This window comes from Streptomyces sp. BK340, from assembly GCF_007827595.1.
In the GTDB taxonomy this organism is placed as follows: domain Bacteria; phylum Actinomycetota; class Actinomycetes; order Streptomycetales; family Streptomycetaceae; genus Streptomyces.
The window spans coordinates 215,185-228,941 of record NZ_VISR01000005.1; the positions used below are offsets into that span (position 1 = coordinate 215,185).

At 68.0% G+C, this 13,757-nt stretch carries 12 protein-coding genes and 1 pseudogene; 7 read left to right on the forward strand and 6 right to left on the reverse strand.

Features of this window, described 5'->3' with window-relative positions; translation table 11 throughout:
• Positions 1-40 precede the first annotated feature (40 nt).
• Complete coding sequence (locus FB157_RS12810; RefSeq protein ID WP_145879027.1) at positions 41-925, forward strand: rhomboid family intramembrane serine protease; 885 nt, start codon at positions 41-43, stop codon at positions 923-925.
• Positions 926-1,184: 259 nt separating this feature from the next.
• Here the strand turns inward: FB157_RS12810 and crgA are convergent, their stop codons facing one another.
• Complete coding sequence (crgA, locus tag FB157_RS12815; RefSeq protein WP_145879029.1) at positions 1,185-1,439, reverse strand: cell division protein CrgA; 255 nt, start codon at positions 1,437-1,439, stop codon at positions 1,185-1,187.
• A gap of 140 nt (positions 1,440-1,579) precedes the next feature.
• Between crgA and FB157_RS12820 the strand changes: the two genes are divergently transcribed.
• The 6 genes and pseudogenes from FB157_RS12820 to FB157_RS12845 all read left to right on the forward strand — a co-directional run bounded on the left by FB157_RS12820 (position 1,580) and on the right by FB157_RS12845 (position 5,777).
• The gene (locus tag FB157_RS12820; protein ID WP_145879031.1) at positions 1,580-2,368 is read left to right on the forward strand and encodes a DUF881 domain-containing protein; all 789 of its coding nucleotides are present in this window, start codon (positions 1,580-1,582) and stop codon (positions 2,366-2,368) included.
• 27 nt (positions 2,369-2,395) lie between these two features.
• Positions 2,396-3,010 (forward strand): annotated as a pseudogene (locus tag FB157_RS12825) (class E sortase); the annotation flags it as partial.
• 64 nt (positions 3,011-3,074) lie between these two features.
• Positions 3,075-3,272 (forward strand): hypothetical protein, encoded by a 198-nt coding sequence (locus FB157_RS12830; RefSeq protein WP_186581498.1) that lies wholly within the window; start codon positions 3,075-3,077, stop codon positions 3,270-3,272.
• Complete coding sequence (locus tag FB157_RS12835) at positions 3,269-3,907, forward strand: aminodeoxychorismate/anthranilate synthase component II (protein WP_145879037.1); 639 nt, start codon at positions 3,269-3,271, stop codon at positions 3,905-3,907. Before FB157_RS12830 ends, FB157_RS12835 begins: the two co-directional genes overlap by 4 nt.
• Entirely contained in the window at positions 3,904-5,010 is a 1,107-nt protein-coding gene (locus FB157_RS12840; protein WP_145879039.1) for a class E sortase, read from the forward strand. Before FB157_RS12835 ends, FB157_RS12840 begins: the two co-directional genes overlap by 4 nt.
• A gap of 14 nt (positions 5,011-5,024) precedes the next feature.
• Positions 5,025-5,777, forward strand: a complete 753-nt coding sequence (locus FB157_RS12845) for a class E sortase (RefSeq protein WP_145879042.1) — start codon at positions 5,025-5,027, stop codon at positions 5,775-5,777.
• A 192-nt stretch (positions 5,778-5,969) separates the two neighbouring features.
• Here the strand turns inward: FB157_RS12845 and FB157_RS12850 are convergent, their stop codons facing one another.
• The 5 genes from FB157_RS12850 to FB157_RS12875 all read right to left on the reverse strand — a co-directional run bounded on the left by FB157_RS12850 (position 5,970) and on the right by FB157_RS12875 (position 13,737).
• Positions 5,970-6,905, reverse strand: coding sequence for a restriction endonuclease (locus FB157_RS12850; RefSeq protein WP_261386291.1), 936 nt, complete (start codon positions 6,903-6,905; stop codon positions 5,970-5,972).
• 190 nt (positions 6,906-7,095) lie between these two features.
• Positions 7,096-9,075, reverse strand: coding sequence for a Stk1 family PASTA domain-containing Ser/Thr kinase (pknB, locus tag FB157_RS12855; RefSeq protein ID WP_145879044.1), 1,980 nt, complete (start codon positions 9,073-9,075; stop codon positions 7,096-7,098).
• Positions 9,076-9,247: 172 nt separating this feature from the next.
• Positions 9,248-10,729: a penicillin-binding protein 2 gene (locus tag FB157_RS12865; RefSeq protein ID WP_145879046.1), complete on the reverse strand. Its 1,482-nt coding sequence runs from the start codon at positions 10,727-10,729 to the stop codon at positions 9,248-9,250.
• Complete coding sequence (locus FB157_RS12870; RefSeq protein ID WP_145879048.1) at positions 10,726-12,171, reverse strand: FtsW/RodA/SpoVE family cell cycle protein; 1,446 nt, start codon at positions 12,169-12,171, stop codon at positions 10,726-10,728. The genes FB157_RS12865 and FB157_RS12870 overlap by 4 nt, the downstream gene beginning before the upstream one ends.
• Positions 12,172-12,195: 24 nt before the next feature.
• Positions 12,196-13,737, reverse strand: coding sequence for a Stp1/IreP family PP2C-type Ser/Thr phosphatase (locus tag FB157_RS12875; RefSeq protein ID WP_145879434.1), 1,542 nt, complete (start codon positions 13,735-13,737; stop codon positions 12,196-12,198).
• Between the last annotated feature and the right edge of the window lie 20 nt (positions 13,738-13,757).

Consider the following 13,757-nt stretch of genomic DNA (forward strand, 5'->3'; position numbering starts at 1 on the left):
TATGGGCCGGGGGACAGGCCACGACCAGCAAGGGGATCTCATGGAACAGGCCGAAGGCAGTACGCAGGACGCCCGCAGCCTGCCCGGGTGCTACCGGCACCCGGACCGCGAGACCGGCGTGCGCTGCACCCGCTGCGAGCGCCCCATCTGCCCCGAGTGCATGGTCAGCGCCTCGGTCGGCTTCCAGTGCCCCGAATGCGTACGCAGCGGTTCCGGCACCGGACACGCCCCGGCCGCGTCCCAGCCGCGCACGGTGGCCGGCGGGACGGTCACGGCCGACCCACGGCTGGTCACCAAGATCCTCATCGGGATCAACATCGCCGTGTTCATCGCGGTCCAGGCCAAGAGCTCGCTGCTGAACGACCTGGTCCTGATCGGCCAGTGGCCCCCGAAGCCCTACCAGCCGACGATGGGCGTCGTCGAGGGCGAGTGGTACCGCTTCGTGACGTCGATGTTCACGCACGAGGCGCCCTGGCACATCGGCTTCAACATGCTCAGCCTGTGGTGGATCGGCGGCCCGCTCGAAGCGGCCCTCGGCCGGGCCCGCTATCTCGCGCTGTACTTCGTCTCCGGGCTGGCCGGCGGTGCGCTGACGTATCTGCTCGCAGACCCGTCGCAGGCCTCGCTCGGCGCCTCCGGTGCGATCTTCGGCCTGTTCGGCGCGACCGCGGTCCTGATGCGCCGGCTGAACTACGACATGCGGCCGATCATCGCCCTGCTGGTGATCAACCTGATCTTCACCTTCGGCTTCCACAACATCGCCTGGCAGGCCCACATCGGCGGCCTGGTCGCCGGTGTCGTCACCGGCTACGCCATGGTCCACGCCCCGCGCGAGAAGCGGACGCTGGTCCAGTACGGCACCTGTGTGCTCGTCCTGGCCGTGGTGGTGGTCATGGTGCTGCTCAGGACCGCTCAGCTCACCTGATACCGAACCGTTGTCCACAGCGGGTGCCGGATCTTGTGCACGCTGTGCGGAAACAGCTGTGCCCCCTGCCGCTCGGATGCGTTTCCGCAGGTCGGGCAGGGGGCGAACGGATGTATGAGGGCCGGTAGGGCAGTCACACCGGCGTCAACGTCCGATGGGTTATCCACAGATCGTAGTCTTTTCCCCAGGGGGGTGTGGATATTGGACCAGGCTGTGGATAACTCAGTGAACAACCCTGGGCAGAGCTAGCGCGGACCCGCTACTTCCACTGCGTGGAGACGCCGAACCCGGCGGCGATGAAGCCGAAGCCGACCACGATGTTCCAGTTGTCCAGGCTGTCGATCGGCAGCGAGCCGTTGCTCACATAAAAGACGACGATCCAGGCCAGGCCGATGAGGAACATGGCCAGCATGACCGGCGCGACCCAGGCGCGGTTGGCGAGCTTGATGGCCTGCCCCTGCTTCGCGGGCGGCGGCGTGTAGTCGGCCTTCTTGCGGATACGTGACTTCGGCACGAGGGTCTCTCCTGTCGATGCGCTGCGTGGCCGCGCAGGTAACTGGGTCGGTCCGGGGCAGCGTACAAGGGGACACTGAGTGCTCCCCCGGGCGTCCGTTAGCGTAGTGCTTCCGCGGCGCCGAAGGAGATAAGGGTACGTTGAGCAATTCTGCCGACTCCCCCGGGACGGGATCAACGGGTTCCGGCCCGTCTCGTGGACCCCGCTTCCGCCCGGTGCGGATTCTCACGATCGCTGTCTTCGCTCTGGCCGGGCTCATCTTCTTCACCAGCTTCAACACGGCCAAGGGCACCGACATCCGGCAGGACGGCTCCCTGCTGAAGCTGTCCGACCTGATCCAGGAGCGCAGCCGCAAGAACAAGGGGCTGGACGAGTCAAACGCCACGCTGCGTGACAGCGTGGACGCGCTCGCCGAGGGCGACGACGGGAGCACCAGGGCCCAGGACGAGAAGCTCCGGGGCCTGGAGGACACGGCGGGCACCCAGAAGCTCACCGGCAAGGCGATCAGCGTCACCCTCAACGACGCCCCGCCGAACGCGACCGCCAAGCTCCCCGGCTACCCCGAGCCGCAGCCCGACTACCTGGTCATCCACCAGCAGGACCTGCAGGCCGTGGTGAACGCCCTGTGGCAGGGCGGGGCCAAGGGCATCAAGGTCATGGACCAGCGGCTGATCTCCACCAGCGCGGTGCGCTGCGTCGGCAACACCCTGATCCTCCAGGGCCGTGTCTACTCGCCGCCGTACAAGATCACCGCTGTCGGGGACCCCGGAAAGCTGCAGCAGGCGCTCGCCGCGAGCAAGGCGATCCAGACCTACATGGTGTACGTCAACGTCTACGGTCTCGGCTGGAAAGTCACCGAGGACGGGACGGTGACTCTGCCGGGCTACTCGGGCACAGTGGATCTGCACTACGCGAAGCCAGTGGAGTAGGTCCCCCGTCAGGAGCCGCCGGTGCGCGTGATCGTCCGGACCGTCAGCGAACTGTGCATCACCGTCGGCACCCTGATCGTGCTCTTCGTCGTCTACGTGCTGTTCTGGACGGGCGTCGAGGCCGACGGCGTCATGAGCGACCAGATCGACCAGTTGCACCAGCAGTGGTCGAGGGGGAGCGGCGGGGCCGCGCCGAGCGCGGCGGATCCGGCGGCCTACCACTACGGCAGGCCGTTCGCGATCATGTACGTCCCGCGGCTCGGTTCCACGTGGAACAAGCCGGTGCTGGAGGGCACGGGCACCGACGTGCTGAAGAAGGGTCTCGCCCACTACACCGGGACCGCGCGGCTCGGGCAGGAGGGCAACTTCGCGGTCGCCGGTCACCGGCGCACTTACGGAGACCCCTTCAAGGACTTCCCGCGGCTGCGGTCCGGTGACGCGGTGGTGCTCACGGACGGAACCACCTGGTTCACGTATCGGATCGACAAAGGGCCCTACAAAACCGTGCCGACGGACGTTGAGGTGATCGACGCTGTGCCACGTAAGTCGGGGTACACGCGTCCGGGCCGGTATCTGACGCTGACCACGTGCGATCCGGAATGGGGGCACAGTCACCGGCTGATCGTGTGGGCGCACCTCGATTCCACCCAGCCCGTGGAGTCAGGCGAACCGGAGGCGTTGCGCCGTTAGTCTGGTGCAGTACGGCGTGAGTCAGGTGCCGTGGTGGAACGGAAGGGACGGCATGTACGGCTGGATCTGGCGGCATCTGCCGGGGAACGCGTGGGTGAGGGCGCTGATCTCACTCGTACTGGTCCTGGCCGTGATCTACGTCCTCTTCCAGTACGTCTTTCCCTGGGCCGAACCGCTGCTGCCCTTCAACGATGTGACGGTGGACAACCAGTGAGTGCGCGGATTCTCGTCGTCGACAACTACGACAGCTTCGTCTTCAACCTCGTCCAGTACCTGTACCAGCTGGGTGCCGAGTGCGAGGTGCTGCGCAACGACGAGGTGTCGACGGCACACGCCCAGGACGGCTTCGACGGCGTGCTGCTCTCGCCCGGGCCCGGGACGCCGGAGGAGGCCGGGGTGTGCGTGGACATGGTCCGCCACTGTGCCGCGACCGGTGTCCCCGTCTTCGGTGTCTGTCTCGGCATGCAGTCGATGCAGGTGGCGTACGGGGGTGTGGTGGACCGTGCGCCCGAGCTGCTGCACGGCAAGACCTCCCCGGTGGAGCACGAGGGCAAGGGCGTCTTCGCCGGGCTGCCCTCGCCCTTCACGGCGACCCGCTACCACTCGCTGGCCGCCGAGCCGGCCACCGTCCCGGCGGAGCTGGAGGTCACGGCCCGCACGCACGACGGCATCATCATGGGCCTGCGCCACCGCGAACTGCCGGTCGAGGGTGTGCAGTTCCACCCCGAGTCGGTGCTGACCGAGCACGGGCACCGGATGCTGGCCAACTGGCTGGTGGAGTGCGGCGACCAGGGTGCCGTGGCGAGGTCTGCGGGGCTTGCCCCGGTGGTGGGCAGGGCCACGGCGTGACCGCGCTGCGCCCGGAGCGCGAGGACTTGTACGGGGAGACACCGTACGAGTCCTATCGCTCTGCGCCGTACGCGGCCGCGGGCGACCCCCCTACGGCGCCGATGCCTCCGATGGCTTCGGCGGCTTCGATGGACGAGCAGGCGACCACGCTGCTGCCGCCGGTCGACGACGAGACGGTGGCGCTGCGGATCCCCGCTCCGCCGCAGAGCCCGGAGAGCGGGTTCCTGCGCGCCTCTGCGGCCTCCTCGGCCTCCTCCGCCACCGGAACCACACCGGGGGGCCGTGCGGCCCGCAGAAAGGCCGCCAAGCGGCGCGGCGGCCGCCACGGCGGGACCCGAGGGCCGGCGGGCGGGCCGGACACCTCCTCGGAGTCGTCGCCGCAGCGGCCGCTCTCCCGTGTCGAGGCCCGGCGTCAGGCGCGGCTGCGCAAGCCCGGCCCGGCCGTCGTCGCGAGCCGGGCGATCGGCGAGGTGTTCATCACCACCGGCGTGCTGATGCTGCTGTTCGTCACCTACCAGCTGTGGTGGACGAACGTCCGTGCCCATGCGCAGGCGGGCAGCGAGACACACCAGCTGCAGGACGACTGGGCCAGCGGCAAGCGGGCCCCCGGGGTGTTCGAGCCGGGGCAGGGCTTCGCCATCCTGCACATCCCGAAGCTGGACGTGCTGGCGCCGATCGCGGAGGGCGTCAGCAACAAGAAGGTGCTCGACAAGGGCATGGTCGGGCACTACGGCGAGGGTGCGCTGAAGACGGCGATGCCGGACGCGAAGACCGGCAACTTCGGACTGGCCGCGCACCGCAACACCCATGGTGAACCGTTCCGTTACATCAACAGGCTCACGGCGGGCGACGCGGTCGTGGTCGAGACGCAGGACACGTACTTCGTGTACAAGGTGACCTCGACGCTGCCGGTGACCCCGCCGTCCAACACCAGCGTGCTGAACCCGATCCCCAGGGGCTCCGGATTCACCGAGCCGGGCCGGTACATCACGCTCACCACCTGTACGCCGGAGTTCACCAGCAAGTACCGGTTGATCGTCTGGGGCAAGATGGTCGAGGAACGCCCGCGCAGCAAGGGCAAGCCGGACGCGCTCATCGAGTAAGGCAGAGGGAACAAGTGGCAGCGACCGCCGACGAGACCGAAGAGCACACCGACGCTTCTGACGCGGCCCAGGCCCCGCGCCGCCGCCCCGGCAGGATCGCGCTGGCGGTCAGCGTCTTCGGCGAACTCCTCATCACGGCGGGCGTGTTGCTGGGCCTGTTCGTCGTCTACTCGCTCTGGTGGACGAACGTGATAGCGGACCGCAAGGCGGACCGGGAGGCCGACAAGGTCCGCGACCACTGGGCCCACGCCGCCGACTCCGGGCCCGGTGCGCTGGACACCAAGGACGGCATCGGCTTCCTGCACGTGCCGTCGATGCGCAACGGCGAGGTCCTGGTCGAGAAGGGCACGGGCACGGACGTCCTCGACGACGGCGTGGCCGGCTACTACACGGACCCGGGCAAGGCCACGCTGCCCATGACCGGAAAGAAGGGCAACTTCACCCTCGCCGCCCACCGGGACGGCCACGGCGCGAAGTTCCACAACATCGACAAGGTGGAGAAGGGCGACCCGATCGTCTTCGAGACGAAGGACGACTGGTACGTCTACAAGGTGTACTCGATCCTCCCCGAGACCTCGAAGTACAACGTCAAGGTCCTCTCCCAGATCCCCGAGGAGTCCGGCAGGAAGAAGCCGGGCCACTACATCACCCTGACGACGTGCACCCCGGTCTACACGTCCGAGTACCGCTACGTGGTCTGGGGCGAACTGGTCCGGGTGCAGAAGGTGGACAGCAAGCGGACACCGCCGGCGGAGCTGCGCGGCTGACAGAGGTTGTTGAGGACCCCGGTCGTCTAGCATGGCGAAGGCCCGAAGCCGCAACTTCCTCTTGCGGCTTCGGGCCTCTTTGCGTCAGGCCGTACCTACTCCAGGACCCTCAGCGGTTCCCCGGCGCCCCACTCCTCCAGCACCCCACGGTGTACGGCGGTGATCCCTGCCTCGGCGGCGATGTGCAGGGCCTCAGGGGGTGAAGGGGCACGTCGCCACGTAGAGCGCCACGTCCGCGCTGTACAGCACCTTGGCCGACCCGACGAACTTCTGGACTTCAGGACTGGTGATGGAGAGGTAGGGCGCGAACCTCTTGCACTGGACGACGAGGCGTCGTCCGTCGGCCGTGAGCCCGATGATGTCGACGCCCCGGTCACCGTGCCCGCCCTGTACGACGACGTTGGTGCAGCCGTCCCGGCGCAGCAGTTTGGCGATGTGCTGCTCGAACGTGCGGCCGTTCATGGCGTCCATGGCGGCCACGACTCCGACGGCGGGCCGGTCGGCTCGGGTCCCTTCGAGCCTCTGCAGCCGTGCGTGGTGCTGGTGGAGCCGCCGCTCGATGCGCTGGACTCCCGCCCGCAGGGCCACCAGCTCCTTGCGATGCTCGCCCGACGTCTCGATCAGGGCGTTGAACATCGGCACGACGGTCTTGCCGAGGATGTGGGTGATGCGCTGGTCGATGCGGTCGTCGAGGGAGGTGGGGTCAGTGGGAGCGGAGTTATCCACAGGCTGTGTGCGTGCCAGGTACTCCATGTCCAGGAGGTACACACGCACCTGACGCGCCACTTCACTGTCCCGGAGCAGCATGGCGACGTTGAGGACGGCGCGGCGCGGGTACAGCGCGAGGGATCGGGAGCGCGATTGGATCCCACTGACCTCCTTGAAGGAGGTCAGTTCTGTACCTGCCAATACGCGGTAGCCGGTGGCCACCAGTTCTTCTCGGTGATCCAGCACCAGTGACTCGATGGCCTTGCGACTCACCTCGAAGTACGCCGCCACCATCGCCGTCGTCACATGCATCCCGTCCGGCAGCAGCGACAGCGCCTTGACTCTGTCGAGTACGTCCGTGCGGTCCAGCACGCTGTCGCGCAGGGATTTCGATTCCAGCAGCGCCGATTCGTTGATCACGTTCTGCCCCTTACTCGTCTCGTGGCCGAATGGCCGGGACAGAGACTCTCCGATTCCCCACCCCACCCGATCAACGAGTCGTGACATATGAAGACACGATCGACAGGCGCACTGCAGTTCAGGCCGCAGACATGAAGTGGGCCCCTGCCGGAACTTCCCGGCAGGGGCCCATCCACGTGTGTGCGGGGTGTCAGCCGCTGGTGCCGCCGAAGATGTTCGTCCCGCCCTGGTTGCCGTTGCCGCCCTGGTCCACCGTGAACAGGGTGACAGTGTCGCCCTGGTTGACCGTGGTGCCCGGGGTCGGGTTGGAGGTGACGACGATGGCGTTGTCGTCCTGGGAGCCCTGGACGGCGACCTGAAGACCCGCCTGCTCGAGCATCTTCCGGGCGTCCTTGAGCCTCTGGTTCTGGACCTGCGGGACCTGCGTCTGCTGCTGGCCCTGCGCCTTGCCGACGTTGATCACCACGTTGGTGTTCTTGGAGACCTGCTCGCCCGCCTGCGGGTTGGTCGAGAGGACCTTGCCGTCGTCGTCGGGGTTGTTCGTCGGGGTGTCGTTGCAGCTGGGCACCAGGCCCAGGTTCTGCAGCTCGGTCTTGGCGTCGTCGCAGGACTTGCCGACGAGGTCGCTGGGGATCGTGATCTTCTCCTCGGCCTTGGCGACCGTGAGGGTGATCGTGGAGCCCTTCTCCTTCTTCGTGCCGCCGTCGGGGTTCTGGGCGGTGACGACACCCGGGGTCTGCGTGGAGACCTCGACCTTCTTGTCGACCGTGAAGCCCTTGTCCTTCAGCTGGGACTCGGCGTCGTCGAACTGGATGCCGCGGACGTCCGGCACGGTGACCTTGGGGGCTCCCGTCGACACCACCAAGTTGATCGTGTCGCCCTTCTTGACGTCCGTACCGGCCTGGGGGTCCTGGGAGCAGACGTTGCCCTTCGGCTGGTTGTCGCAGGGCTTGAAAGTGGGCTTTGCCAGTTTCAGGTCCCGGTTGACGGCCATTTTCTGGGCGGTGGCGTAGCTGTTGCCGACGAAGTGCGGGGCTCCGAAGGTCTCGTCCGTGTTCTTCTGGCTGAAGACCCACTTCCCGATCAGGATCGCGCCGATCAGGACCAGGACGGCCGCGACCACGAGGAGGATCGTGGAGGTGTTGTTCTTCTTCTGCTGACGGCGCCGGTCGGGGCGGTCGTCGTAGCCGAATCCGCCCTCGTCCGGGTTCATCGGCGGGAGCATGGTCGTCGCTCCCGCGTCGGCGCCCGGACGCAGTGCCGTCGTCGGCTGGTCGTCGGGGTAGCCGCCGTAGCCGACCGCGCCCATCGCGGCCGTCGCCGCGACCGGCTGGCCGTCGAGACAGGCCTCGATGTCGGCGCGCATCTCGTCGGCGGACTGGTAGCGGTAGTCCGGGTCCTTGACCAGCGCCTTCAGGACGATGGCGTCCATCTCGGGGGTGATCTCGGGGTCGAAGACGCTCGGGGCCTGCGGCTCCTCGCGGACGTGCTGGTAGGCCACGGCCACCGGGGAGTCGCCCACGAAGGGCGGCCGCACCGTCAGCAGCTCGTACAGCAGGCAGCCGGTCGAGTAGAGGTCCGACCGGGCGTCGACCTGCTCGCCCTTGGCCTGCTCCGGGGAGAGGTACTGCGCCGTGCCGATGACCGCCGCGGTCTGGGTCATGGTCATGCCGGAGTCGCCCATGGCCCGGGCGATGCCGAAGTCCATCACCTTGACCTGGCCGTTGCGCGTCAGCATGACGTTCGCCGGCTTGATGTCACGGTGGACGATGCCGCTGCGGTGGGCGTACTCCAGGCCCTGGAGGATGCCGATGGTCATCTCCATCGCACGCTCGGGCAGGAGCTTGCGGCCGGAGTGAAGCAGCTCACGGAGTGTCGACCCGTCGACGTACTCCATCACGATGTACGGGATCGAGACCCCGTCGATGTAGTCCTCACCCGTGTCGTAGACCGCGACGATCGCGGGATGGTTGAGCGAGGCGGCCGACTGGGCCTCCCGGCGGAAGCGGGCCTGGAAGGACGGATCACGCGCGAGGTCCGCGCGCAGCGTCTTCACCGCCACGGTGCGGCCGAGCCGGGTGTCATGCGCGAGGTAGACCTCCGCCATGCCACCACGGCCGAGCACCTGGCCCAGCTCGTACCGGCCGCCGAGGCGACGCGGCTCTTCCATAGCTACCTACCAGCCCTCTCCGTCGGTCTCGGCCGCGCACGTCCGTGTGCGGCCGAAGGCTGCCGTCCGGGCCTACCGTACCCGGCTCGCGTTGTGTGACCTGGCCAAGCCCGTAACCCGATACAGGACCGGTATCGCAACGTGCAACGATGTGAAGGGGACGTGTGCAGGGTCACTTCTTGGTCTTGATGACCGCCTCCATGACGTTCTTCGCGATCGGGGCGGCCAGGCCGCCGCCGGAGATGTCGTCGCGGTTGGCGTTCTCGTCCTCGACCACCACGGCCACGGCGACCGGCGAGCTGCCGTCGCTGAGCTTGGCGTACGAGATGAACCACGCGTACGGGTTCGCGCTGTTCGCCACACCGTGCTGGGCGGTACCCGTCTTGCCGCCGACGACGACACCGCCGCCGATCTGCGCCTTCTGGCCCGTGCCGCTCTTGACGACGGTCTCCATCATCGACTGCAGGATCTGCGCGTTCGTCGGCGACAGCGGTCGGCTCAGCTCCTTCGGCTCGGTCTTGGCGACCGGGTCGACGTTGGAGGACTGCAGCTCGTCGACCATGTACGGCTTCATCAGCTTGCCGTCGTTGGCGACGGCCGAGGCGACCATGGCCATCTGCAGCGGGGTGGCCGCGGTGTTGTACTGGCCGATGGAGGACAGGGCGGTCTGCGAGGAGTTCATGTCCTTGGAGAACACCGAGGCATTGGCGCGGACCGGGGTGAACTGCTCGGAGTCGAAGCCGAACTTCTGGGCCTCGGCCAGCATCTTGTCGTTGCCGAGGTCGGCGCCGATCTTGCCGAAGACGGTGTTGCAGGAGACCCGCAGCGCCTCACGCATGTTCGCGTTCTTGCAGGGGAGGTTCCCCTCGTTCTTCAGCTCGGTCGTGGTGCCCTTCATGATGTAGGGCAGCGGGGAGTCGGTGTTCTCGTCCGCCGACTTGTACAGCCCGTTCTCCAGCGCGGCCGCGGCAGTGACCACCTTGAAGGTGGAGCCCGGCGGGTAGGTCTCGCGCAGCGCCCGGTTCAGCATCGGGTCGGCCGGGTTGTTCTTCTTCTGGAGCTTGGTCCAGTTCTTGGAGTCCACGTCGGTGGAGTTGCCCGCGAAGGACGAGGGGTCGTACGACGGGTACGAGGCGAGCGCGAGGATCTTGCCGGTGGACGGGTCGAGGGCGACCACGGCGCCCTTGCCGCCCTGACTCTTGAGGCCCTCGTACGCCGCCTTCTGCGCGGCCGCGTTGAGCGTGGTGACGACGTTGCCGCCCTGCTTCTGCTTGCCCGTGATCATGTCGAGGGTGTTGCGGAAGAAGAGCCGGTCGTCGTTGCCGGTGAGGATGCCGTCGTTGATCTTCTCCAGCTGGCTGCTGTCGAAGGCCTGCGAGGAGTAGCCGGTGACCGGGGCCCACATGGGCCCGTTCTTGTACGTGCGCTTGTACTTGAAGTCGCCGCTCTTGGACTCGACGGATCCGGTTATCGGGTCGCCGTCGACGATGATGTCGCCCCGCGGGTTCGCGTACCGCTCGATGGCGACCCGGCGGTTGCTCTTGTCGGTGCGGAGCGAGTCGGACTTGACGTACTGGAGCCAGTTGTCGCGGATCAGCAGAGCCAGTACGAGGAGTCCGCAGAAGATCGCGATCCGGCGCAGGGGTTTGTTCATGACGGGCGGACCACCTGGGTCATCTCGGCGTCGGGGTTGGCTGCGGGCGTGGGCGCCGGCCGGCGGGCGGTGTCGCTGATGCGGATCAGGATGCCGATCAGGGCCCAGTTGGCGATCACGGAGGAACCGCCGTAGGCGAGGAACGGCATCGTCATACCGGTCAGCGGGATGAGCCCCATCACACCGCCGGCCACGACGAAGACCTGGAGGGCGAAGGCCCCGGACAGACCGATGGCGAGCAGCTTGCCGAACGGGTCGCGGGCGGCGAGGGCGGTGCGCACGCCGCGTTCCGCGATCAGGCCGTAGATCAGCAGGATCGCCATGATGCCGGCCAGGCCCAGCTCCTCGCCGAAGGTGGCGAGGATGAAGTCGGAGTTGGCGGCGAACCGGATCAGCTCGGAGTGGCCCTGGCCCCAGCCGGTGCCGAGGGTGCCGCCGGAGCCGAACGCCCACAGGGCCTGCTGCAGCTGGTCGGAGTGGACTCCGGTGACGCCCGGGGTGCGGCTGAGCACGTACTCGTGCATCGGGTCGAGCCACGCCTGGACACGCACCTGGATGTGCGGCTCGAAGCTCGCCACGCCGACGGCGCCGGCCGCGGACATCAGCAGGCCGAAGACGATCCAGCTGGTCCGCTCGGTGGCGACGTACAGCATGATGACGAACATTCCGAAGAACAGCAGCGACGTACCGAGGTCGGTCTCGAAGACCAGGATGAGGATCGAGATCGCCCAGACGACGAGGATCGGGCCGAGGTCGCGGCCGCGCGGCAGGTACAGGCCCATGAAGCGGCGGCTGGCCAGGGCCAGCGCGTCCCGCTTGACCATCAGGTAGCCGGCGAAGAAGACCGCGAGCACGATCTTGGCGAACTCACCGGGCTGGATGGTGAAGCTGCCGACCTGGATCCAGATCTTGGCGCCGTAGACGTCGGCGCCGAGGCCCGGGACCAGCGGGAGCAGCAGCAGGAACAGCGAGGCCGCCATGGAGATGTACGTGTAGCGCTGCAGCGTGCGGTGGTCCTTGAGGAAGAACAGCACGGCGACGAAGAACGCGATGCCCATCGCGGTGTAGATCAGCTGGTTGGTCGCCTTCCCGCCGGCCACGCCGATGCCCTGGAGCAGCTTGGACTGGTCGAGCCGCCAGATGGCGACCAGGCCGAGTCCGTTGAGCAGGGTGGCCAGCGGCAGCAGCAGCGGGTCGGCGTACGGGGCGAACTTCCGTACGACGAGGTGCGCGATGCCGGCCAGCAGGCCGAGGCCCAGGCCGTAGGCCAGCAGGCCCGCGGGCACCTGGTCGTTGAGGGCCAGGCCCACGTTGGCGTAGGCGAACACCGGGATGGCCACGGCGAAGATCAGCAGGGCCAGTTCGGTGTTGCGGCGGCTCGGTGCGCCGATCGCGCCGATCGTGGACGTGTGGTGGGTCGACGAATTCGAAGTACTGCTCATCGTGTGACAGGGCCTCTCACGGCTTTACTGCTTGCCGCACTGATCGACGACCTTCTGCTCATCCTCGGAGAGGCTCGGGCCGGGGTTGGGCGTCGCGGTCGCGGTCGGGGTCGGGGACTTGGACGAGGGAGGCTTCGTGGAGGCCGACGGGTTCGGCGTCGGTGATGCCTTGGACGTGAAAGCGGTACGGGTGGTTCCCGTGGTGCCTCCGGCCTCGCCCTGGCCCGTCTTGGCGTTCTTCTCGGTCTCCGCGGCCGTGCGTTCCGCCTGCTTCCGGCAGGCGGAGGCCTGCACGGCCAGTGCCTCGATCTTCGTCTGCGCCCGCTGCAGATCACCTGCGGCGATGGTGTTCTTGACCTGCTTCTGCTGGTAGGGCGGCAGGTACTTGAGTTCGATCTCGGGGTGGTCCTTCTCCACCTTCGAGAGCGACACCCAGGCCAGGTCCTGGCTGATGCCGCGGTACAGGGCCACGTGCTCGCCGCTGGTGCCGACGTAGTACTGCGTCTGCGTCCAGCGGTAGCCGCTGTACAGGCCGCCGCCGATGACCGCGAGGGCCAGGCCGCCGTAGAGGGATCGCTTCAGCCACTTGCGGCCCTTGCGCGGCTTGACGAAGTCCTCGTCGCTGTAGTCGCCGAAGCTGCCGCTCGGGATGTAGCCGGTGTCGCCGGAGCCGGGCGGGCCGAACTCGCCGCCGCCCTGTCCGTGGCCCTGGCGGCCGAGGTGCGAGGCGCGGCCGGCCGGGGTCTGCATGATGCCGTTGTCGTGCAGGTGGTGCTGGTTCTCGGCGACGGCGCCGACCACGACCGGGGTGTCGGAGAGCTGCCCGGCGAGGGTGTCTCCGGTGTCCAGGTCGAGGACGTCGGCGACGATGACGGTGATGTTGTCGGGGCCGCCGCCGCGCAGTGCGAGCTGGATCAGCTCCTGCACGGTCTCTTGCGGGCCCTGGTAGCTGGCGAGGGTCTCCTCCATCGTCTGGTGGGAGACGACGCCGGACAGGCCGTCGGAGCAGATCAGGTAGCGGTCGCCGGCCCGGACCTCGCGGATCGACAGGTCGGGTTCGACGTGGTCGCCGCTGCCGAGGGCGCGCATCAGCAGGGAGCGCTGCGGATGGGTGGTGGCCTCTTCCTCGGTGATCCGGCCCTCGTCGACGAGCCGCTGCACCCAGGTGTGGTCCTGGGTGATCTGGGTCAGCACCCCGTCGCGCAGCAGGTACGCCCGCGAGTCGCCCACGTGCACGAGACCGAGCCGCTGCCCGGTCCACAGCAGGGCGGTGAGGGTGGTGCCCATGCCCTCGAGCTGGGGGTCCTCCTCGACCATGGCGCGCAGCTGGTCGTTGGCGCGCTGCACGGCGGTGCCGAGGGAGGTGAGGATGTCGGAGCCGGGCACGTCGTCGTCGAGCGTGACCAGGGTGGAGATGACCTCGGAGGAGGCGACCTCGCCGGCCGCCTGGCCGCCCATGCCGTCGGCGATGGCGAGCAGGCGCGGACCGGCGTAACCGGAGTCCTCGTTGCCCTCCCGGATCATGCCTTTGTGCGATCCGGCGGCGAAGCGCAGGGACAGGCTCATGCGCACCTCGCCAGTCGGCT